Origin of the sequence: Corynebacterium sp. HMSC072D12 (assembly GCF_001813925.1) — a bacterium.
GTDB classification, from domain to species: domain Bacteria; phylum Actinomycetota; class Actinomycetes; order Mycobacteriales; family Mycobacteriaceae; genus Corynebacterium; species Corynebacterium aurimucosum.
On sequence record NZ_KV814396.1, the window covers coordinates 73,685 to 93,639 of the forward strand.

The window sequence follows — 19,955 nt, forward strand, 5'->3', positions numbered from 1 at the left end:
TGCGAAAACTTGAGGGCGAACTGATAGCATTCTCTTCGGGTTACCGCGGGTTAGCGTCATGCTATCCCGAAAAAGTACGGTTTATCCTTGCCCTGTTTACGCTGATGTGCGACGGAGTCCGTGGACAGGGCAAAGAGCTTGAGACGTCCATCGCACCACATAGCCTTCGACAAGCTGTGTGGCCCGAACACGGGAGAGAACGCTGAGCGTTACGACATTGGCCATGAAGGGTGAGTTTCACGCACCCGAACTGGATCCAGAATTTTTCCCGGGGCACGTAACCGATGATGGTGAAGTCGTCGATCTCTTGTTCGCCGATTTCGCCAACGGTTGGTTCGCTTTGGATCGCATCATGCTGGTTCGCCTGTTCATGGCGGCCATTCTGGTGCTCCTTTTTGTTGTCGCCTTTAGGAACCCGAAGCTGGTTCCTAAAGGATTGCAAAACGTAGCGGAGCATGCGATTGACTTCGTACGAATTCACATCGCAGAAGACATCTTGGGCCGTAAGGAAGGACGTCGATTCCTTCCGATCTTGGCCACGATCTTCTTCGGTGTTTTGTTCTGGAACGTAGCAACTATTGTTCCAGCTCTAAACATCTCTCCGAACGCTCGTATTGGTATGCCAATCGTGCTGGCAGCCGTCGCGTACATCGCCATGATCTACGCCGGTGCTAAGCGCTTTGGCTTCGGCAAGTTCATCAAGTCTTCGGTGGTTATTCCTAACCTGCCGCCGTTGCTGCACGTGCTTGTTGTGCCGATTGAGGCTTTCTCTACGTTTGTCATGCGTCCAGTCACGCTGGCTCTTCGTCTGATGGCGAACTTCCTGGCTGGCCACCTCATTTTGGTCCTGTTGTACTCGGCAACGAACTTCTTCTTCTTCCAGTTCAACGGCTGGACTGCCATGAGTGGCCTGACGCTGGTCGCAGCGGTTCTGTTCACGATTTACGAAATTATCGTCATTTTCCTGCAGGCATATATCTTTGCCCTGCTGACGGCGGTATACATCGAACTATCGCTGCATGCAGATTCGCACTAACAACAACGCGAACCTCGCGGTTAACTAAATACCCCAAAACCACCACATCCCCCGCGGACAAATCCGTGGGAAAACATTGAAAGGGAACGACTTTCATCATGAACGAAATCATTCTTGCTCAGGCCGCTGACGAGTCCACCCTCAAGGGTCTCGGTGCTATCGGCTACGGCATCGCAACCATCGGCCCGGGTCTGGGCATCGGTATCCTCGTCGGCAAGACCGTCGAGGGCATGGCTCGCCAGCCGGAGATGGCTGGTCAGCTGCGTACCACCATGTTCCTGGGTATCGCCTTCGTTGAGGCCCTCGCCCTGATTGGCCTCGTTGCAGGCTTCCTGTTCTAAAGAGCGCTTTACACAAAGTAAATCGAACTTTAAGAACGGAGCCCCATGAACAACGTCATTTACTACCTTGCAGCAGAGGGAAGTGAGCACCTGCCGCTGGAGAGCGGTAACTCCATCCTTCTGCCCAAGATGTACGACTTGGTCTGGTCCCTCATTCCGTTCGCCATCATCCTGCTTGTGTTCTGGAAGCTCGTTCTTCCGGCATACAACAAGATGCTGCAGGAGCGTGAAGACCGGATCGAAGGTGGCCTTAAGCGTGCGGAGGCTCAGCAGGCCGAAGCAAAGGCCGCCCTGGAAAAGTACAATGCTCAGCTCGCTGACGCTCGAGCAGAGGCTGCGGAGATTCGTGAGCAGGCGCGTGAGCGCGGCAAGCTGATCGAGGCAGAGGCTAAGGAAGCTGCAGAGGAAGAGTCTCGTCGCATCCTGACCGCCGGCGAGAAGCAGCTTGAAGCTTCCCGTGCACAGGTCGTGTCTGAGCTGCGTTCCGACATCGGGCAGAACTCCATCAACCTGGCAGAGAAGCTGCTCGGCGGCGAACTTTCGGACGCCACCAAGCAGTCCTCCACGATTGATAACTTCCTGTCCGAGCTCGACACTGTGGCACCGGCCGGAAAGTAGGCAACGATGAAGGCAGCTAGCCGCGAAGCACTCGCTACCACTGAGTCCAAGCTGGATGAGTTCCTCTCCAGCGACCGCTCGGTAGCGACTGCTACCCAGGCAGGCCAGGACCTCTTCGAGGTAGTCCGCGTCCTCGACGGCGACCGCGAACTGCGCGTCGCTCTGACCGACGACGCCGCCACCGCAGAGGAGCGCAAGTCCCTGGTCCAGACCCTTTTCGGCGGGAAGGTCACCCCGGTAGCACTCCAGGTGCTGCAGGAGGCCGCCGCCGCACAGTGGTCGAGCCCGCGTGATATCGCCCGTGGCCTCATCATCCTCGGCCGCCGCGCACTGCTGCGTGGCGCTGAGTTTGAGGGCAAGCTGGGCCAGGTAGAAGACGAGCTCTTCTCCCTGTCGCGCGTGCTTGACCGAGAAGGCGAACTGACCCAGCTGCTTTCAGACCGTACTGCTACGTCCGATCGTAAGGTCGGGCTGCTGGCAAGCGTGCTCTACGGCAAGGTCACGATGGTTACTGAGGCGCTCGCGCTGCAGGCCATTGGCCGCCCGGAGCAGAACCCGATTGATGATCTCGCCGGTTTGGCGGACACCGCAGCCAAGCTGCAGGGCCGTACCATCGCGCGCGTGACCACTGCGGGTGAGCTGAACGATAGCCAGCGGGCAGCACTCGCTGAAAAGCTGGGCAAAATTTATGGTCGTGCGATGTCCATCCACTCTGAGGTTGACACCAGCCTCCTCGGTGGTATGACCATCCGCGTCGGCGATGAAGTCATCGATGGCTCGACGGCAGGCAAGATCGCCCGCCTTCGCGCGCAGATGGCATAAGCCGAAACGACAGAAACGATTAAGTAATTGCTGGAAGATACTACCGAGAGCAGGAAGAACATGGCGGAGCTGACGATCTCCTCCGACGAGATCCGTAGCGCGATTGCGAACTACACCTCGAGCTACTCCGCGGAGGCCTCCCGTGAGGAGGTCGGCGTGGTCATTTCGGCAGCTGACGGTATTGCGCAGGTTTCGGGCCTGCCGTCCGTCATGGCGAATGAGCTGCTCGAGTTCCCGGGCGGCGTGATTGGCGTCGCACAGAACCTTGACACCAACTCCATCGGTGTCGTGGTCCTGGGCAACTTCGAGTCGCTGAAAGAAGGCGACGAGGTCAAGAGGACCGGCGAGGTTCTCTCCATCCCTGTGGGCGAGGAATTCCTCGGCCGCGTAATTAACCCCCTGGGCCAGCCGATTGACGGCATGGGCCCGATCACCGCTGAAGAGGACCGCGTCCTCGAGCTGCAGGCACCGTCCGTGCTGCAGCGTCAGCCGGTGGAAGAGCCGATGCAGACCGGCATCAAGGCTATTGACGCGATGACCCCGATTGGTCGCGGTCAGCGTCAGTTGATCATTGGTGACCGTAAGACGGGTAAGACGGCTGTCTGTATCGACACCATCCTGAACCAGAAGGCTAACTGGGAATCTGGCGACAAGAACAAGCAGGTTCGCTGCATCTACGTCGCCATCGGCCAGAAGGGCTCCACCATCGCTGGTGTGCGCCACACCCTGGAGCAGCACGGCGCTCTGGAGTACACCACCATCGTGGCTGCTCCGGCATCCGACGCCGCCGGCTTCAAGTGGCTGGCACCGTTCTCCGGTGCCGCTCTGGGTCAGCACTGGATGTACCAGGGCAACCACGTCCTGATCATTTACGATGATCTGACCAAGCAGGCTGAGGCCTACCGTGCGATTTCCCTTCTGCTGCGCCGTCCGCCGGGCCGCGAGGCTTACCCGGGCGACGTCTTCTACCTCCACTCCCGTCTGCTGGAGCGTGCTGCAAAGCTCTCCGACGACATGGGTGCAGGTTCCATGACCGCACTGCCGATCATTGAGACCAAGGCGAACGACGTCTCCGCCTTCATTCCGACCAACGTTATTTCTATTACCGACGGCCAGGTCTTCCTGGAGTCCGACCTGTTCAACCAGGGCGTCCGTCCGGCAATTAACGTCGGTGTGTCCGTCTCCCGTGTTGGTGGTGCTGCACAGACCAAGGGTATGAAGAAGGTTGCCGGTAACCTGCGTCTTGAGCTGGCTGCCTACCGTGACCTGCAGGCCTTCGCGGCCTTCGCATCCGACCTGGATCCGGCCTCCAAGGCTCAGCTGGAGCGCGGTGAGCGCCTCGTCGAGCTGCTCAAGCAGGCCGAGTCCTCCCCGCAGCCTGTCGAGTACCAGATGGTATCCATCTTCCTCGCAGACCAGGGCATCTTCGACGTCGTTCCCGTCGAGGACGTACGCCGCTTCGAGAAGGAGCTGCACGATCACCTCAACTCTGCAACCCCGCAGGTGTTCGAGCAGATCCAGGGCGGCACCGCTCTGACCGACGAGTCCAAGGATGCACTTGTTGCAGCAGCTAAGGACTTCACTCCGTCCTTCCGCACCACCGAGGGCCACAACCTCGGCACCGAGGCGCCGGTTGACCCGCTCGCCGCGGATGACGTGAACAAGACCGAGCTCAACGTCTCCCGCAAGACGGCCAAATAGAGTTTCGCACGCTCTAAGAATTAACCGTCTAGAAAAAGAAGGGAGGAGCGAACACCATGGCTAATCTTCGTGAACTGCGTGACCGTATCCGGTCCGTCAATTCCACCAAGAAGATCACCAAGGCACAGGAGCTCATTGCTACCTCGCGCATTACCAAGGCTCAGGCCAGGGTAGAAGCGGCACAGCCTTATGCACGTGAACTGTCCAGCGTGCTCAACAAGCTGGCGGCGCACACGTCCCTGGATCATCCGATGCTCCGGGAACGCGAAGATGCCAAGGTAGCCGCCATTCTCGTGGTCTCTTCTGACCGCGGTATGTGCGGTGGCTACAACAACAACATCTTCAAGAAGGCGGCCGAGCTGGAAGCCCTGCTGAAGAGCGAGGGTTTCGAGACCGTCCGCTACGTCACCGGTAATAAGGGCGTTGGCTTCTACAAGTTCCGTGAGGCCGAGGTCGCTGGCAGCTGGACTGGATTCTCGCAGGATCCGACCTGGGAAAAGACGCACGATGTGCGCCGCCACATTATCGACGGCTTCGTCGCCGGTTCGAATGGCCAGGCCAAGACCCGTGAGGGTATCCACCTGGAGGGCGAGACCGTTCGCGGTTTCGACCAAGTACACGTTGTGTACACCGAGTTCGAGTCCATGCTGACCCAGACCGCGCGTGTGCAGCAGCTGCTGCCGGTGGTACCGGTTATCGAGGAAGAGGACTACAACCTGGGTGAGTCCGCGCTTTCCGACGCCGAGCCGAATAATCAGATCACTCCTGATTACGACTTCGAGCCGGATGCGGACACCCTGATGGAAGCGCTGCTTCCGCAGTACGTTTCTCGCCTCCTGTTTGCGATGTTCTTGGAGTCCTCGGCCTCCGAGTCCGCCGCACGCCGTACCGCAATGAAGTCTGCAACCGACAACGCTACCGAGCTGGTCAAGGACCTCTCGCGCGTGGCCAACCAGGCTCGTCAGGCGCAGATTACCCAAGAAATCACAGAGATCGTCGGTGGCGCTGGGGCGCTCGCCGAAAGCGCAGAAAGTGACTAGATTATGACTACAGCTCTGCAAGAGCAGAACACACAGTCGTCGGCTACCGCCGGCCGTGTGGTGCGTGTCATCGGTCCGGTCGTCGACGTGGAGTTTCCGCGTGGCGGGCTGCCGGCACTGTACAACGCACTGACCGTCGAGGTGACCCTCGAGGCTGTTGCAAAGACCGTCACCCTTGAGGTCGCTCAGCACCTCGGTGACAACCTCGTCCGTGCCGTGTCCATGGCTCCGACCGACGGCCTTGTCCGCGGTGCCGCAGTGACCGACACCGGCAAGCCGATTTCCGTCCCGGTGGGCGATGTGGTCAAGGGCCACGTCTTCAACGCCCTCGGTGACTGCCTTGACCAGCCGGGTCTGGGCCGCGACGGCGAGCAGTGGGGTATCCACCGCGAGCCGCCGGCATTCGACCAGCTGGAAGGTAAGACCGAGATCCTGGAGACCGGCATTAAGGTCATCGACCTGCTGACCCCGTACGTCAAGGGCGGCAAGATCGGCCTGTTCGGTGGTGCAGGTGTGGGTAAGACCGTTCTTATCCAGGAGATGATTACTCGTATCGCACGCGAGTTCTCCGGTACCTCCGTCTTCGCCGGCGTCGGCGAGCGCACCCGTGAGGGCACCGACCTCTTCCTCGAGATGGAAGAGATGGGCGTTCTCCAGGACACCGCGCTTGTCTTCGGCCAGATGGATGAGCCGCCAGGAGTCCGTATGCGCGTGGCTCTGTCCGGCCTGACCATGGCGGAGTACTTCCGCGATGTGCAGAACCAGGACGTGCTGCTGTTCATCGACAACATCTTCCGTTTCACCCAGGCCGGTTCTGAGGTCTCGACCCTGCTGGGCCGCATGCCTTCCGCCGTGGGTTACCAGCCGACTCTGGCTGATGAGATGGGTGTGCTGCAGGAGCGTATTACCTCTACCAAGGGTAAGTCCATTACCTCCCTGCAGGCCGTGTACGTGCCGGCCGATGACTACACCGACCCGGCTCCGGCGACCACCTTCGCCCACCTCGATGCCACTACCGAGTTGGACCGTGGTATTGCTTCGAAGGGTATTTACCCGGCAGTGAACCCGCTGACCTCTACCTCTCGTATTCTGGAGCCGTCCATCGTGGGCGAGCGCCACTACGAGGTGGCACAGCGTGTCATCGGTATTCTGCAGAAGAACAAGGAGCTCCAGGACATCATCGCCATCCTTGGTATGGACGAGCTGTCTGAGGAAGACAAGATCACCGTTCAGCGTGCTCGTCGTATCGAGCGCTTCTTGGGCCAGAACTTCTTCGTCGCAGAGAAGTTCACCGGCCTGCCGGGTTCCTACGTGCCGCTGGCCGATACCATCGACGCTTTCGAGCGCATCTGCAACGGCGAATTCGACCACTACCCGGAGCAGGCTTTCAACGGCCTGGGTGGCTTGGACGACGTCGAGGCTGCGTACAAGAAGCTGACCGAGAAGAAGTAGGGAGAGGCACATGGCTGACATCACCGCCGAATTGGTTTCGGTTGAGCGCCTGCTGTGGACCGGAAAGGCCACCATGGTGACGGCTGAGACCACCGAGGGTGAGATCGGCGTGCTTCCTGGACATGAGCCCATGGTTGGTCAGTTGATCGACAATGGTGTTGTGACCATCCACCCGGTGGACGGCGATCGTCTCGTCGCTGCCGTCCAGGGTGGCTTCCTCTCCGTGTCCGAGAACAAGATCACCGTCCTCGCTGATTGGTCCATCTGGGCCTCTGAGGTCGATGAAGCACAGGCACAGGAAGACCTGAAGTCTGAGCGCGAGCTGACGAGGTCTCGTGGCGACGCCGCGTTGCGCGCCGCCCGCCGCCTCAACAGCTAACGGATGAGCGGAGAGGGAAACGACGGGCAGCAATGACCGCCCTTCCCACTCTCACTTAGGAACCCCACAACCTCGATAAGAGGGGGTGGGGTTCTTTCGTGTTCTTGGGTAAGGACTAGCGTTGCTTCCGTCAACGGCGGTACAATCAATCCATCGTTTCGTACTCGCTGTGAAGGACATCATTCCATGAATTCTCAGGTGCTTCAGGGGCTAACAATTCTTTTAGGTCTGTGTGCACTGGTCGTTCTGGTTTTCCTCATCCTAGCGGCGGTGCGCTTTTTCACCGTGCGCTCCCGCGGCACGAGCATCCTTTTGCGCCAACTACCGTCGAAGGACTCTCATTCTTGGCGTCATGGTCTCGTGCGCTATGACGGCGAGTATATGGACTACTTCAAGCTCCGCTCCGTCATGCCGCGCGCCAACAAGCGCTTCAATCGCCTCGACATCGAATTGGGCAAGACTCGCCCGATGGATGGTGACGAGGCTTCTTTTATGCCCTCGGATCACCAAATCATCCAGCTTCGCATCGATGGTAGGGACTATGAGATTGCCTCGGATGCGCAGGGCATCATGGCCCTGAATGCGTGGGTCGAATCAGCCCCTTCGAAGCGCCAAGAAAAGTTGGACTATCACCAGATGCGCCAGCGAGCTACCCGTTTACCTAAGAAGTAGCGCTCAACGATAGGGTAGAGGACATGCGTCTTGTCATCGCCCAATGCTCCGTAGACTACGTCGGCCGCCTCGACGCCCACCTTCCGATGGCGGATCGGCTCATCCTTATCAAGGCCGATGGTTCGGTGTCCATCCATGCGGATGACCGCGCCTACAAGCCTTTGAACTGGATGACACCACCATGCACCTTTGAAGAGTCGGCGATTGAGGATATCGATGGCGAAGACATAGGAGAAAAGCTGTGGCTGGTAGAGAACCCGAAGGGTGAGCAGCTACGCATCACCATTGCTGAGATCCACCAGGACATCACTATGGAGCTGGGTGAAGATCCCGGCCTAGTCAAGGATGGCGTGGAAGCGCACCTGCAGGAGCTCTTGGCCGAGCATATTGAAACGTTGGGAGAGAAGTACTCGCTAGTGCGTCGCGAGTACCCCACGGCTATCGGGCCGGTGGACATCATGGCCAAGAATGCCAAGAACGAGTTTGTCGCCGTTGAGGTCAAGCGCCGCGGGGGCATTGATGGAGTCGAGCAGCTTTCGCGCTACCTCGAGTTGCTGAATCGCGATGACCTGCTAGCACCCGTGCATGGCGTCTTCGCCGCGCAGGAAATCAAGCCCCAAGCACGGACCTTGGCGGAGGACCGCGGCATCCGTTGCGTCGTCCTGGATTACCAGGAACTGCGCGGCATCGAATCCAACGAGCTGCGGTTGTTCTAGTGCCACGCCGCAATCGTAGAATCCGCGAAGAGCCGCGTTCATTGCCCCGCGATGGAAGTGCTTTCCTCGGATCGCAGACTGTACCTGGGCCGCGCTGGACTAATGGGGAGCCCTTCGTCATGAGGCACGTTGGCAGTGCCGCCGCGCAGAAGTATTACGTGTGCCCGGGGTGCAATCAGAACATCCCTCCCGGGGTGGCGCATATCGTGGCGTGGCCACGGGATACCGGTGGGCGCGGTGAGGACCGCCGCCACTGGCACCGGCACTGCTGGGACCGGCGGTAGGATAGCGGGCATGATTGTTGCCTTTTCCGTAGCCCCCACTGTTGTGGGTGATGAAAGCGCTGAAATGTCCGAGGCCGTGGCCGAAGCCGTGCGTGTTGTCCGGGCCTCCGGCCTGCCTAATGAGACCAACTCCATGTTCACCATCATTGAAGGTGAGTGGGACGAGGTCTTCGCGGTCATCAAGGAGGCCACCGATGCCGTACGCGCCGTGTCGCCGCGCACGAGCTTGGTGATTAAGGCCGATATCCGCGAAGGCGTGAGCGGGCAGATAACCCAAAAAGTAGATTCCGTTAACCGTTACCTGGAGGAGAACAAGTGACTGGACCGTACGTAGGAGGAGCCCTCGACCTGGGCGCCATCAAGCAGCAGGCGGAGGCCAAGGCGAAAGCACAGGAACAGGGCACTACTGGTGCCTCGGCAGGTGTGCAGCCCTTCTTCGAGGTCACCGAGCAGAACTTTGAGAATGACCTGGTGCGCCGCTCTGCCGAGGTACCTGTTATCGCCTTGATCGGCTCGCCGCGCTCGCCTGCCTCCGAGCAGCTCAAGAAGGACTTCGAGGAGATGGCGGCCGCCGGTGGCCTGAAGTTCATCGTGGGCTACATCAATGCCGATGTCGTTCCCCAGGTGGCGCAGGTCTTCGGCGTGCAGAATCTGCCGACCACTGTCGCCATCGCTGCAGGCCAGCCGGTCACCAATTTCGAGGGCGGGCAGCCACGTGAGAACTTGGAGCAGTGGGTTGCGGCGATCGTCGACAAGCTCGGCCCCCAGCTCAAGGGCTTGCCTGACCAAGATGTGGCGGGGGAGACCCCCGAGGAAGAAGCAGCGGATCCGCGCCTGAGCCTGGCTGAGGACGCACTCAACCGCGGCGATTTCGACGCTGCCATCGCTACCTATGAGGAGATCCTGGCCGCCGAGCCAGATAACGCGGAAATTAAGCAGGCGCGCGATACCACGCTGCTGCTCAAGCGATTGGACCCAGCGAACCGCAGCGAGGATCCTATCGCCGCGGCGGATGCTGCCCCGGAGGATGTGTCCAAGCAGCTCGATGCCGCCGACGCCGAGGTGGTTGCCGGTGCTCCCGATCGCGCCTTCGACCGCCTCATCGAAACAATGAAGCGCACCGCCGGGGATGAGAAGGAGCAGCTCAAGGCCCGTCTGCTGGAGCTCTTTGGGCTCTTTGATTCCGGCGATCCGCGCGTGCTGGCCGCGCGCACGAAGCTGGCCAGCGCGTTGTACTAAGGAGGGCGTCGTAATAGGCCCAGCTTGTGCTGGGCCTTAGAGCGGCCTTTCCGGACGATCGCGGGCTGAACCCTCAGGATGGCTCAGATGAGTCCTCTCCTGAGGTTCTTTTTGTGTTCAAGCAATTATGTGAAGCACCTCATGTTAAATTCGTTCTAGTGTTATGTAACACAATAATTGGTCGACTCTTTCAGGAGGACTCTCATGCGCAAGCTCCTCGGCGTCATCGGCGCCGCCTCTCTTGCTTTTACCCTGACCGCCTGCGGAAGCGATAGCTCCGATAGCGCCGGTGGTTCCAACTATGTCCGAGTTCTGGGCACCGAGCCGCAGCAGGGCCTGATCCCCGCAATGACGAATGAGAACGGCGGCGGACGCATCGTCGACATGCTGTATTCCGGGTTGGTGTACTACGACGCCGAGGGTAACGTGCACAACGAGATGGCGGAGTCCATCGACAAGGAAGGGGAGAAGACCTACAAGGTCACGCTCAAGCCCGACCTGAAATTTTCCGACGGTTCTGCCGTAACTGCGGATACCTTCGTCGATACGTGGAATTACGCGGTGGCCAACGAACAGCTCAACGAGAGCTTTTTCTCCTCCATCAAGGGCTACGGGGAAGGCGTCAAGGAGATGGAGGGCCTTAAGGTCATCGATGAGCGCACCTTCACTATCGAGCTCACCCAGCCGGAGAGCGACTTTCCGAGCCGCTTGGGCTACAACGCTTACTTCCCAGTCCCCGCAGCCGCACTGGAGGACCCGCAGGGCTTTGGCGAATCCCCAGTGTCGAACGGTCCCTACAAGATCAAGGAATGGAATCACAACCAGAACCTGATCATCGAGCCGAACCCAGAGTACAAGGGTGACCGTGCCGCGCAGAACGACGGCATCGAGTTCACCTTCTACGCTGATTCCAGCGCGGCCTACATGGACCTGTTGGCGAATAACCTCGATGTCCTCGAAGCCATCCCGTCCTCTGCCTTCGGAAGCTATGAACAGGACTTGGGGGACCGCCAAGAAACCAAGCCTGCTGCCACCTACCTGGAGATGTCCATCCACATGGAGACCCCGCACTTTAGTGGGGAAGAAGGCGCGCTGCGCCGCAAGGCAATCTCGATGGCTATCAACCGCGAGGAAATCGCGGAGACCATCTTCCACGGCACCCGCACACCGGCCCGCGAGTTCACCTCCCCGGTCCTGAATGGCTACAACGACAGCCTGCCCGGTTCGGAGAACCTGGACTATAACCCGGAGGAGGCGAAGAAGCTCTGGGCGGAGGCCGATAAGAAGTACGGTGCTTTTGAAGGCTCGTTCCCCATTAACTACAACACCGACGGCGACAACAAAGATTGGGCCGATGCCGTAGCCAACAACATCAGCAACACGCTGGGAATTCAAGCCGTGGGGAACCCCTACCCGGACTTCAAGTCCTTCCGCGATGCCTACCGCAGCGAGCGTATGGACGGTGCCTACCGCACGGCGTGGTTCGCCGACTATCCCTCCATGGGCAACTTCCTCGGGCCAAACTTCACCACGGGTGTAGCTTCCAACGACTCGAAGTACTCCAACCCGGAATTCGATGAGCTGATCGTGAAGGCCAACGGCGCCGCAAATGAGGAGGAAGCCGCGAAGCTCTACAACCAGGCGCAAGAGCTTCTGCTGCGTGACCTTCCTTCGATCCCGCTGTTCTACCCGAACGTGGTCGGCGGGTGGTCGGAGAACGTCCAGGACGTGACCTTCAACTGGAAGTCCCTGCCGGTGTATTACGCGGTGAAGAAGAACTAGCGCTCTGGTCTCCTACTGGCACACCGCAACACGATTACAGTAGGGTGGCATGACCTCCGTACTATTTCTTTGCAATACCAACCGCGGCAAGTCTCAGATGGCGGCTGCCCTAGCTAAGAAGCATGCGCCCGATTGGGAGATTCATTCTGCAGGAGTAAAGACCACTGAACAGCATCGTGCGCAGGGCGTTAATGCTGAGGCGCAGGCCTCTCTGGCAAAGGTCGGCGCCGACACGGCAGGTACGCCGACCTTGATTGATTCCGACCTCGCATCGTCGGTCGACCACGTCATCATCGTCGGTGATGCCGACTATGACGGAGTGGCTGAGCGTTGGGAGATCGAGGACCCGTCCGTACGCGGCCTAGAGGGAGATGAGCGAATGGATGCGCTTCGCGATGACATCGATGCTCGCGTACGAGCTTTCCTTGATGTTCACGCGCAGGACTGAAAACTAAAACTGCCCGAGTTGCCAAAGTTCCCCGCCGAGATTCAAGATCTGGCCAGAACTTTGGCAACTGGGGCAGTTGTGTCTCTCAGGCCTTGCTTGCGACGAGCGTGAGCACGCGCCGAGCCAGGCTCGGCGCTAGGCCGCGCAGCTTAGCCACGGAAGGCGTACCACTGCACCGAGTTGGCCGGCAGGTGCAGCTGTACGTGGTTGCCTTCGGAGCGCACGCGGTGGGCAAGGTCGTTGCCAGCACCCTGGTAGACGGCGTCGTCGGTGTTGATGACTAGCTCCCATTCGCCGTCGCGCGGCACCCAGAGGTCATAGTTTGGCACCGAGCTGCCGGAGAGGTTGCACACCGCCAACACTGCGGAGCCATCCTTTCCGTAGCGCACGTAGCCGAGCATGTTGTTGTTCGAGTCATCAGCCTTGACCCACTGGAAGCCGTCCTGGGTAAAGTCCTGTGTCCAGAGTGCCGGGTGCTGCATGTACACCGCGTTGAGGTCGCGCACTAGGCGCTTGATGCCGTGGTGCCACTCGTTGCCCCAGCCCTCCAAGTTGGACCAATCCACGGAGTGGCCTTCGGCCCATTCGGTGGTCTGGCCAAACTCCTGGCCCATGAACATCAGCTGCTTGCCCGGGTGGGAGAACATGTAGCCATACAGAGCGCGCAGGCCCGCGGCCTTATTCCAGTCATCGCCCGGCATGCGCTCCCACAGGGAGCCCTTGCCGTGCACAACTTCGTCGTGGCTAAACGGCAGCACATAGCGCTCCGAGTAGGCGTAGACCATGGAGAAGGTGAGCTCACCGTGGTGGTACCGGCGGTGAATCGGCTCGTGCTTGAAGTACTCCAGGGTGTCGTTCATCCAGCCCATGTTCCACTTCAGGCTAAAGCCCAAACCGCCTTCATGCGTCGGAGCGGTCACGCCTGGCCAGGAGGTGGATTCTTCGGCGATGGTCAGCACGCCCGGGTGGGTGCGGTTCAGGGTGGCGTTGGTCTCCTGAAGGAACTGGACGGCCTCGAGGTTCTCGCGGCCGCCGTAGATATTGGGCAGCCACTCTTCGCGGGAGTAGTCGAGGTAGAGCATGGATGCCACGGCGTCGACACGCAGGCCGTCGATGTGGAACTCCTCGGCCCAGTAGAGAGCATTGGCCACGAGGAAGTTGCGCACCTCGTTGCGACCGAAGTCGAAGACATAAGTTCCCCAGTCAGCCTGCTCGCCGCGGCGCGGATCCGGGTGCTCGTAGAGTGCCTGGCCATCAAACCGGCCCAGCGCCCACTCATCCTTGGGGAAGTGAGCTGGTACCCAGTCGACGAAGACGCCGATGCCGGCCTCGTGCAAATCGTTGATGAGCGCGCGCAGCTCGTCCGGGGTGCCCCAGCGCGCGGTAGGTGCGTAGTAGCCGGAGACCTGGTAGCCCCAGGAACCGCCGAAGGGGTGCTCGGCCACGGGCAGAAATTCCACGTGAGTAAAGCCGTGCTCCACCAAATAGGGGATGAGCTCCTCACGCAGGCTGTTGTAGTTGGCGCCTACCTTCCACGAGCCGACGTGGAGCTCATAGACACTCATAGGGACGTTGAGGTCGCCGTTGCGGTTGTTCATCCACTCCTCATCGCTCCATTCGAAGCTGGAGCGAGCCACCACGGAGGCGGTTTCCGGCGGGGCAATGGTGCGCTTGGCCAGGGGATCGGCCTTGTCAATGCGCGGGGAGTTCTTGCCGTGGACGGCAAACTTATAGCGCTCGCCTTCGCCCACTCCGGGGATGAAGACCTCCCAAATGCCCGTGGAACCGAGGCATCGCATGGGGTATTGGGTTGGGTTCCAGCCGCAGAAGTCACCGACCACGGCCACACCCTCCGCGTTGGGTGCCCATACGGCAAACGCCGTGCCTTCGACTACGCCCATGTCGGTGGTATAGCTCTTGAGGTTTGCTCCCAGTACTTCCCACAGGCGCTCGTGGCGGCCCTCACCGATGAGGTGTTGATCCAGGGTGCCCAGGGTGGGCAGGAAGTGGTAGCCGTCCGCTACTTCGATGGCGGGCTGGCCCGGGTAGGTGATGCGCAGGCGGTAGTCTGCTTCTTCGGCGAGCGGGGCCTCCCAGATATCATCCTCAACCGCGCGCATAGCAATCGTGTCGGTTGCGGTGACGAGCTCGACGGCTTCGGCACCGGGGCGGCGAGTGCGGACGGTACCGTCGTGCCACCCATAGAAATCATGGGGCGCGTGGTGGCGGCAGTGGTTAAGGCGTTCGAGGTCTGAGGCCGGGATGTTCATACTGACCAAATTACCGAACAACGCCCGCTCGCGGGGCAGAAAAGAAACCCCGCGCTACCCGGAAAGGGGGACGGAATCAGCGCGGGGTGGTGAGGGTTTTAAAAGCCTAGGGGCGGTAGTCGTTCACACGGCGCCACGCTATGCGTTCCTGCAGGTCATGGTGGGCCGGCGGGAGGACGAAGATGTGGGCGACGTCACGCAGCGGCTCCAGGCGCACGAAGTTACGGTCGGACCACTCGTAGGCAGCTCCACTGATGCTGTCCTGCACCGTGAAGTGATCGCCCGGGTGGCGGCCCACGGCGGCAAGATCCAGGAAGACTGTGGCCTCCTGTGCATTGCGCGGATCCAGGTTGACCACCACGAGCACCACGTTGCCGGTGGTGGGATCAGCCTTGGAGTAGGCAATGATGGCCTCGTTATCGGTGTTGTGGAAGCGCAGCGTGCGCAGCTGCTGGAGGGCCGGGTTCTCGCGGCGGATGAGGTTGAGCAGGCGGATATAGGATTCCAGGGAGTCGCCAGACTTGACAGCGGCCTGAAAGTCGCGCGGGCGCAGCTCGTACTTTTCCGAGTCGAGGTATTCCTCGCTGCCCGGCTTGACTGCTTGGTGCTCGTAGAGTTCGAATCCGGAGTACACGCCCCACAGCGGGGAGAGCGTAGCGGCCAAAGTGGCGCGGATGGCGAACATGGCGCGCCCGCCGGTCTGCAGGGATTCGTGGAGGATATCCGGGGTATTGACAAAGAGGTTGGGGCGGCAGATATCGGCCTGCTCCACGTGCATTTGCGCGAACTCGGTGAGCTCGTGCTTGGAGGTCTGCCACGTGAAGTAGGTATAAGACTGCGTGAAGCCAGCCTTGGCCAATCCGAACAGGCGCGGGGCGCGGGTGAAGGCCTCGGAGAGGAAGATGACCTCCGGGTGGGTCACGTGCACCTTGGAAATCAGCCAATTCCAGAAATTGGCGGGCTTGGTGTGTGGGTTGTCCACGCGGAAGGTGGTGACACCAGCCTCCACCCAGATCATGACGATGCGGTAGCTCTCCGCATAGATGGCATCCGGGTCGTTATCGAAATTGAGCGGGTAGATGTCCTGGTACTTCTTCGGCGGGTTCTCGGCGTAGGCAATGGTGCCATCGGCCAACACCGTGAAAAACTCTGGGTTGGTCTTGGCCCACGGGTGATCCGGGGAGGCCTGTAGGGCTAGGTCCAGTGCTACCTCCAGGCCCAAGCCAGCGGCCTTCTTGACCAGCTGCTTGAAGTCCTCCATGGTGCCCAATTCCGGGTGCGTGGTGGAGTGGTCCTGAATGGCCCAGGGAGAGCCCACGTCACCAGGCTCCGCCACCACGGTGTTGTTGCGGCCCTTGCGGTGGACCTTGCCAATGGGGTGAATGGGCGGGAAATAGACGGTATCGAAACCCATGGCGGCCACGCGCTCCAGTGCCTGCGCCGTGGTCTTAAACGTGCCGTGCACGGGGTTTCCCTCGTCATCCCATCCGCCGGTCGAGCGCGGGAAGAGCTCGTACCACGAGTTGTAGAGCGCTTCAGGACGCTCTACCAGGACCTCGTGGATGTCACCTTCCACCAGCAGGTGACGCAGTGGGTGGCGGTGGAGGATCTCCATGACCTCCTCGGACAGTGCGGTGCGCACGCGCTTATCGACGTCCACCGACTCATCCTTCAGCTCCTTCGCCGCCTGAAAGAGCAGCTCTGCCTTGTCACTCGGGCACTGAATCGCTGCCTTCTCGAAGAGCTCGGCGCCGTGTAGAAGGTCATTGCTGAGCTCTTGTGCGGATTGTCCTGCCTCCATCTTCTTGACCACCGCGTTGCGCCAGGTGGACATCGGATCCGACCAGGCATCGATGCGGAAGAACCAACGCCCAGTGGTGGCTGGGCTAAATACGCCGTGGACTCGGTCTGGATTCTCCGGGTCCACCGTCATAGTAACGGCGGAGGTAGATGGGGATTCGGTGTTCCATACCGAGAGCGTTGCGGCGACGGCATCGTGGCCCTCGCGCCACACCAGCGCAGTGACAGGGATAACCTCTCCGACCACAGCCTTCGAGGCGGCATTACCGGAGAGGGAGGGGCGGACATCGTCGATACCAAGGCGTTGAGTCATGCCCATAGAATAATGCAGCTGTGTCAGTTTCACCGGGGAAGAAGGATTTCAGCCACAATGGTGGCTGTGAACACTCCAGAGCAATTGAGCCAGCAAGACCCTGAACTGATGGAAACCGACGAAGATTGGTTGATTGACTTCCGCGGCGTCGAGCTGCGACGCGGTGGGCGCACACTGGTGGGGCCCATCGACTGGCAGGTGGAGCTCGATGAACGCTGGGTCATCATCGGCCCCAACGGCGCGGGCAAGACCTCCTTGGTCCGAATGGCTGCCGCCGAAGAGTTCCCGTCCGCTGGTGTGGCTTTCCTCATGGGTGAGCGCCTGGGCAAGACGGATATGCGCGATCTGCGCGCCGCCATCGGTATTTCCTCCGCCGCCGTCCAACACCGCATCCCGGATAGAGAACGCGTGGATGATCTCGTTGTGTCTGCCGGTTATGCGGTCCTCGGCCGCTGGCGTGAGGACTACCAAGACATGGACTTCTCCCGTGCCGATGACATCTTGGAACAAGTGGGTGCAGCGCACCTGGCAGAGCGGACCTGGGGCACGCTTTCTGAAGGCGAGAAGAAGCGCGTCATCCTCGCCCGCGCGCTGATGGCCAACCCGGAGCTGCTCATCCTGGATGAGCCTTCCGCCGGTATGGACTTGGGTGGCCGTGAGGACCTCGTGGGCTACTTGGGGGACCTAGCACTCGATGCGGATGCCCCGGCAATTGTCATGATTACCCACCACGTCGAGGAAATCCCTTATGGATTTACCCATGCGATGCTCCTAGATGAGGGTAAGGTCGTGGCCAAAGGACTCATTAACTCTGTCCTGACGTCGGAAAACCTCTCCAAGGCTTTCCACCAACCCATCCAGGTGGACCGCATTGGGGAGAGGTACTTCGCCCGACGAGTCCGCTAACCCCTAGCACATAACCCCTAGTACATAACCTCAGTACGCCTTCTCGACGTATACCTCTCGAATTCTGCTCCTAGCTTGCAGACACGGAAAGTTGCATGAGCCAGTCCATCCACGACAGCCTTGATGCCATCGACCCTGGCGAAACCACGGGCTTTAACGGGGCACGCCTGGCCGCTACTGTCCTCTTGTTACGCGATACCGCGGAGGGCTTGCGCGTGTGGATCCAAGAACGCGTGCACACCATGCGTAATTACCCCGGCCACGTTGTCTTTCCCGGCGGCGGTGTAGACCCGCGTGACTTCCCACCGCGTTCTTGGGACTCCGGCGAACTATGGGCGGGCAGCTCGGTGGTCTCCATGGCACGGCGCATGGGCGTAACCAAGTACAAGGCACACGCCCTTGTCTTCGCGGCCGCCCGGGAGCTTTTCGAGGAGGCCGGCACGCTGCTGGCCATCCGCGAGGACGGCTTGGTTTCCGACGCCTCTCGCTACCACCGTGAGCGCGAGCTGTTAGAAACCCACGAGATTTCCTTCACCGAGTTCCTTGAGCACAACGGCATGCGTGTCGACGCCGACATGCTACTGCCTTGGTCCCGCTGGGCTGGGGAAGACAACAACCACTGGTTCGACACCTTCTTCTTCATCGGTGTACTACCCGAAGGCCAAGAACCCGATGGAGATACAGGCGAAGCCGACGACGCCGGTTGGTTCGACCCACAACTGGTCCTCGATGGCTGGCGCGCCGGGTTGGTGCGCCTAGCTATCCCGACGTGGGCGCAGCTCAAGCGTTTGACCTCCTACGCCACGGTCAAAGAGGTCTTAGATGATGCCTCCTTCTCCGACCTGCGTCCGATTATCGGCGACCCGCGCGATGATGAGCGCTACCGTGAATACTTCACCACTTTCCCTGTCGACCGCATTTAAGTCGGCCTCGCCCGGCATCAACCGATACAGAAGAAACCTGCATGAGCTACACCCTGGACGAAGTTGCCTTCCTACGCGAGAACGCCGCTACGATCGATGCCGCCGCAGCAGACCTGGAAGGGACCAAGAAGGCGCACCTGAGGGACGTCGCCAAGCTGCAGGCCCAATTCGGTAATTATGGCCGCGCCGTAGCCGAGCTGATCCAAGCCCGCAGTTCCGGCAAGCTACCGGGGCAGTGGCTTATGGATCACGACTCCGCCCAACAGGCCACCCCACCCGCAGTGGCGGCTTATCGCGCGCAGTTCCTTCAGGAACGCAACGTGGACTTCGTCCACGACCTCACCTGCTCCATCGGCACCGAAGGCCAGGCCTATCGCCCCGGCGCTTATGTGGGCAGTGACCTAGACGCCTCACGCGTGGCCATGGCGCACCACAACATTGAGCACCCAGTTTTTCGCGCCGATGCTCTAACCACCACGACGACCGCCCAGGTCTGCATCGCCGACCCTGCGCGGCGACAGGGTGGCAATCGCATCACGCGCCTAGACCAACTCCTACCACCGCCAGCAGATCTGCTGGCCACCCACGGCGAGATGGCCATCAAGTGCGCCCCCGGCATTGATCATTCCGAATGGGAAGGCCTGGCTTGCGTGGTGAGCCTCGATGGCGGGGTGAAGGAAGCCTGCCTGTATACCCCGGGCCTGGGAATGGGGAAGAGGGCAGTGGTCCTCAACACCACGCCCGAAGGAATACACACTGACGTCATCGAGGATGACCTCGACGAAAACGAGCTGCCTGAGGCTGGGCCCATGGGGCGCTTCCTCATCGACCCCGACGGCGCCATCGTGCGCGCCGGGCTGGTGCGCCACTACGCCGCGCGGGAAGGCTTGCATCAGCTGGACCCGCGCATTGCCTACCTCACCGGCGACCGCCTTCCGCAAGGCATGTCCGGATTTGAATTCATCGAGATGGTCCCCATGAAGAAGCTAAAAGCGGCCATGGCGGCCCACGACGTCGGCTCGCTGGAAATCCTGGTACGCGGGCAAGACGTGAACCCGGACCAGCTGCGTAAGAAGCTCAAGCTCAAAGGCTCCACTGCCAAGACACTCGTGGTCACGCGCATTGGAACGAAGGGAGTCGCGGTGTTGTGCGGACCGCGAGTAGTATCGACCGAAGGTAATTACGCACCCTAATAGTTTCAAAATTTACGGAA

20 protein-coding genes are annotated in these 19,955 nt (G+C 60.4%); 18 read left to right on the forward strand and 2 right to left on the reverse strand.

The window, feature by feature from the left end:
- Positions 1 to 223 precede the first annotated feature (223 nt).
- The 15 genes from atpB to HMPREF2943_RS05155 all read left to right on the forward strand — a co-directional run bounded on the left by atpB (position 224) and on the right by HMPREF2943_RS05155 (position 12,530).
- A complete protein-coding gene (gene atpB, locus HMPREF2943_RS05090) occupies positions 224 to 1,036 on the forward strand; it encodes a F0F1 ATP synthase subunit A (protein WP_070645977.1) in 813 nt (270 codons plus the stop codon).
- Positions 1,037 to 1,134: 98 nt separating this feature from the next.
- A complete protein-coding gene (locus HMPREF2943_RS05095) occupies positions 1,135 to 1,377 on the forward strand; it encodes an ATP synthase F0 subunit C (protein ID WP_010187073.1) in 243 nt (80 codons plus the stop codon).
- A 45-nt stretch (positions 1,378 to 1,422) separates the two neighbouring features.
- A complete protein-coding gene (locus HMPREF2943_RS05100) occupies positions 1,423 to 1,995 on the forward strand; it encodes a F0F1 ATP synthase subunit B (protein WP_070645975.1) in 573 nt (190 codons plus the stop codon).
- 6 nt (positions 1,996 to 2,001) lie between these two features.
- On the forward strand, positions 2,002 to 2,817 hold the full coding sequence (locus tag HMPREF2943_RS05105; protein WP_070443809.1) for a F0F1 ATP synthase subunit delta: 816 nt from the start codon (positions 2,002 to 2,004) through the stop codon (positions 2,815 to 2,817).
- Between the two features lie 60 nt (positions 2,818 to 2,877).
- A complete protein-coding gene (gene atpA, locus HMPREF2943_RS05110) occupies positions 2,878 to 4,518 on the forward strand; it encodes a F0F1 ATP synthase subunit alpha (RefSeq protein WP_070443812.1) in 1,641 nt (546 codons plus the stop codon).
- A 56-nt stretch (positions 4,519 to 4,574) separates the two neighbouring features.
- Positions 4,575 to 5,558 carry a F0F1 ATP synthase subunit gamma gene (locus HMPREF2943_RS05115; RefSeq protein WP_070525185.1) on the forward strand — a complete coding sequence of 328 codons (984 nt, stop codon included), beginning with the start codon at positions 4,575 to 4,577 and terminating at the stop codon, positions 5,556 to 5,558.
- A 3-nt stretch (positions 5,559 to 5,561) separates the two neighbouring features.
- Entirely contained in the window at positions 5,562 to 7,010 is a 1,449-nt protein-coding gene (gene atpD, locus HMPREF2943_RS05120) for a F0F1 ATP synthase subunit beta (protein ID WP_010187062.1), read from the forward strand.
- 10 nt (positions 7,011 to 7,020) lie between these two features.
- Positions 7,021 to 7,389 (forward strand): F0F1 ATP synthase subunit epsilon, encoded by a 369-nt coding sequence (locus HMPREF2943_RS05125; protein ID WP_070443818.1) that lies wholly within the window; start codon positions 7,021 to 7,023, stop codon positions 7,387 to 7,389.
- A 186-nt stretch (positions 7,390 to 7,575) separates the two neighbouring features.
- Positions 7,576 to 8,061 carry a DUF2550 domain-containing protein gene (locus HMPREF2943_RS05130; protein WP_070645973.1) on the forward strand — a complete coding sequence of 162 codons (486 nt, stop codon included), beginning with the start codon at positions 7,576 to 7,578 and terminating at the stop codon, positions 8,059 to 8,061.
- 23 nt (positions 8,062 to 8,084) lie between these two features.
- Entirely contained in the window at positions 8,085 to 8,777 is a 693-nt protein-coding gene (gene nucS / locus HMPREF2943_RS05135) for an endonuclease NucS (RefSeq protein ID WP_070710983.1), read from the forward strand.
- Positions 8,777 to 9,061 (forward strand): hypothetical protein, encoded by a 285-nt coding sequence (locus tag HMPREF2943_RS12630; RefSeq protein WP_083276401.1) that lies wholly within the window; start codon positions 8,777 to 8,779, stop codon positions 9,059 to 9,061. Before nucS ends, HMPREF2943_RS12630 begins: the two co-directional genes overlap by 1 nt.
- A gap of 10 nt (positions 9,062 to 9,071) precedes the next feature.
- Entirely contained in the window at positions 9,072 to 9,380 is a 309-nt protein-coding gene (locus HMPREF2943_RS05140) for an MTH1187 family thiamine-binding protein (RefSeq protein WP_070443826.1), read from the forward strand.
- Positions 9,377 to 10,300, forward strand: a complete 924-nt coding sequence (locus HMPREF2943_RS05145; RefSeq protein WP_070710984.1) for a tetratricopeptide repeat protein — start codon at positions 9,377 to 9,379, stop codon at positions 10,298 to 10,300. Before HMPREF2943_RS05140 ends, HMPREF2943_RS05145 begins: the two co-directional genes overlap by 4 nt.
- Positions 10,301 to 10,504: 204 nt before the next feature.
- On the forward strand, positions 10,505 to 12,082 hold the full coding sequence (locus tag HMPREF2943_RS05150; protein ID WP_070710985.1) for a peptide ABC transporter substrate-binding protein: 1,578 nt from the start codon (positions 10,505 to 10,507) through the stop codon (positions 12,080 to 12,082).
- A 49-nt stretch (positions 12,083 to 12,131) separates the two neighbouring features.
- Positions 12,132 to 12,530, forward strand: coding sequence for an arsenate-mycothiol transferase ArsC (locus HMPREF2943_RS05155; protein ID WP_070710986.1), 399 nt, complete (start codon positions 12,132 to 12,134; stop codon positions 12,528 to 12,530).
- 149 nt (positions 12,531 to 12,679) lie between these two features.
- On the opposite strand, the gene glgB is transcribed toward HMPREF2943_RS05155, so the two are convergent.
- Both glgB and HMPREF2943_RS05165 read right to left on the reverse strand, forming a co-directional pair.
- A complete protein-coding gene (gene glgB, locus HMPREF2943_RS05160) occupies positions 12,680 to 14,800 on the reverse strand; it encodes a 1,4-alpha-glucan branching protein GlgB (protein WP_070710987.1) in 2,121 nt (706 codons plus the stop codon).
- Positions 14,801 to 14,906: 106 nt separating this feature from the next.
- Complete coding sequence (locus HMPREF2943_RS05165; RefSeq protein WP_070711004.1) at positions 14,907 to 16,913, reverse strand: maltotransferase domain-containing protein; 2,007 nt, start codon at positions 16,911 to 16,913, stop codon at positions 14,907 to 14,909.
- A gap of 57 nt (positions 16,914 to 16,970) precedes the next feature.
- Between HMPREF2943_RS05165 and HMPREF2943_RS05170 the strand changes: the two genes are divergently transcribed.
- The 3 genes from HMPREF2943_RS05170 to HMPREF2943_RS05180 all read left to right on the forward strand — a co-directional run bounded on the left by HMPREF2943_RS05170 (position 16,971) and on the right by HMPREF2943_RS05180 (position 19,935).
- Positions 16,971 to 17,819: an ABC transporter ATP-binding protein gene (locus tag HMPREF2943_RS05170; protein ID WP_070447698.1), complete on the forward strand. Its 849-nt coding sequence runs from the start codon at positions 16,971 to 16,973 to the stop codon at positions 17,817 to 17,819.
- 95 nt (positions 17,820 to 17,914) lie between these two features.
- Positions 17,915 to 18,742 (forward strand): NUDIX hydrolase, encoded by an 828-nt coding sequence (locus tag HMPREF2943_RS05175; RefSeq protein WP_070447702.1) that lies wholly within the window; start codon positions 17,915 to 17,917, stop codon positions 18,740 to 18,742.
- Positions 18,743 to 18,783: 41 nt separating this feature from the next.
- Complete coding sequence (locus tag HMPREF2943_RS05180; RefSeq protein ID WP_070447705.1) at positions 18,784 to 19,935, forward strand: THUMP-like domain-containing protein; 1,152 nt, start codon at positions 18,784 to 18,786, stop codon at positions 19,933 to 19,935.
- Positions 19,936 to 19,955 lie beyond the last annotated feature (20 nt).

Excerpts from the sequence above, each read along its gene's own strand:
- atpB (WP_070645977.1), top strand. The coding sequence starts at position 224 with ATGAAGGGTGAGTTTCACGCACCCGAACTGGATCCAGAATTTTTCCCG.
- HMPREF2943_RS05095 (WP_010187073.1), top strand. The coding sequence starts at position 1,135 with ATGAACGAAATCATTCTTGCTCAGGCCGCTGACGAGTCCACCCTCAAG.
- HMPREF2943_RS05100 (WP_070645975.1), top strand. The coding sequence starts at position 1,423 with ATGAACAACGTCATTTACTACCTTGCAGCAGAGGGAAGTGAGCACCTG.
- HMPREF2943_RS05105 (WP_070443809.1), top strand. The coding sequence starts at position 2,002 with ATGAAGGCAGCTAGCCGCGAAGCACTCGCTACCACTGAGTCCAAGCTG.
- atpA (WP_070443812.1), top strand. The coding sequence starts at position 2,878 with ATGGCGGAGCTGACGATCTCCTCCGACGAGATCCGTAGCGCGATTGCG.
- HMPREF2943_RS05115 (WP_070525185.1), top strand. The coding sequence starts at position 4,575 with ATGGCTAATCTTCGTGAACTGCGTGACCGTATCCGGTCCGTCAATTCC.
- atpD (WP_010187062.1), top strand. The coding sequence starts at position 5,562 with ATGACTACAGCTCTGCAAGAGCAGAACACACAGTCGTCGGCTACCGCC.
- HMPREF2943_RS05125 (WP_070443818.1), top strand. The coding sequence starts at position 7,021 with ATGGCTGACATCACCGCCGAATTGGTTTCGGTTGAGCGCCTGCTGTGG.
- HMPREF2943_RS05130 (WP_070645973.1), top strand. The coding sequence starts at position 7,576 with ATGAATTCTCAGGTGCTTCAGGGGCTAACAATTCTTTTAGGTCTGTGT.
- nucS (WP_070710983.1), top strand. The coding sequence starts at position 8,085 with ATGCGTCTTGTCATCGCCCAATGCTCCGTAGACTACGTCGGCCGCCTC.
- HMPREF2943_RS05140 (WP_070443826.1), top strand. The coding sequence starts at position 9,072 with ATGATTGTTGCCTTTTCCGTAGCCCCCACTGTTGTGGGTGATGAAAGC.
- HMPREF2943_RS05150 (WP_070710985.1), top strand. The coding sequence starts at position 10,505 with ATGCGCAAGCTCCTCGGCGTCATCGGCGCCGCCTCTCTTGCTTTTACC.
- HMPREF2943_RS05155 (WP_070710986.1), top strand. The coding sequence starts at position 12,132 with ATGACCTCCGTACTATTTCTTTGCAATACCAACCGCGGCAAGTCTCAG.
- glgB (WP_070710987.1), bottom strand. The coding sequence starts at position 14,800 with ATGAACATCCCGGCCTCAGACCTCGAACGCCTTAACCACTGCCGCCAC.
- HMPREF2943_RS05165 (WP_070711004.1), bottom strand. The coding sequence starts at position 16,913 with ATGACTCAACGCCTTGGTATCGACGATGTCCGCCCCTCCCTCTCCGGT.
- HMPREF2943_RS05170 (WP_070447698.1), top strand. The coding sequence starts at position 16,971 with ATGGTGGCTGTGAACACTCCAGAGCAATTGAGCCAGCAAGACCCTGAA.
- HMPREF2943_RS05175 (WP_070447702.1), top strand. The coding sequence starts at position 17,915 with ATGAGCCAGTCCATCCACGACAGCCTTGATGCCATCGACCCTGGCGAA.
- HMPREF2943_RS05180 (WP_070447705.1), top strand. The coding sequence starts at position 18,784 with ATGAGCTACACCCTGGACGAAGTTGCCTTCCTACGCGAGAACGCCGCT.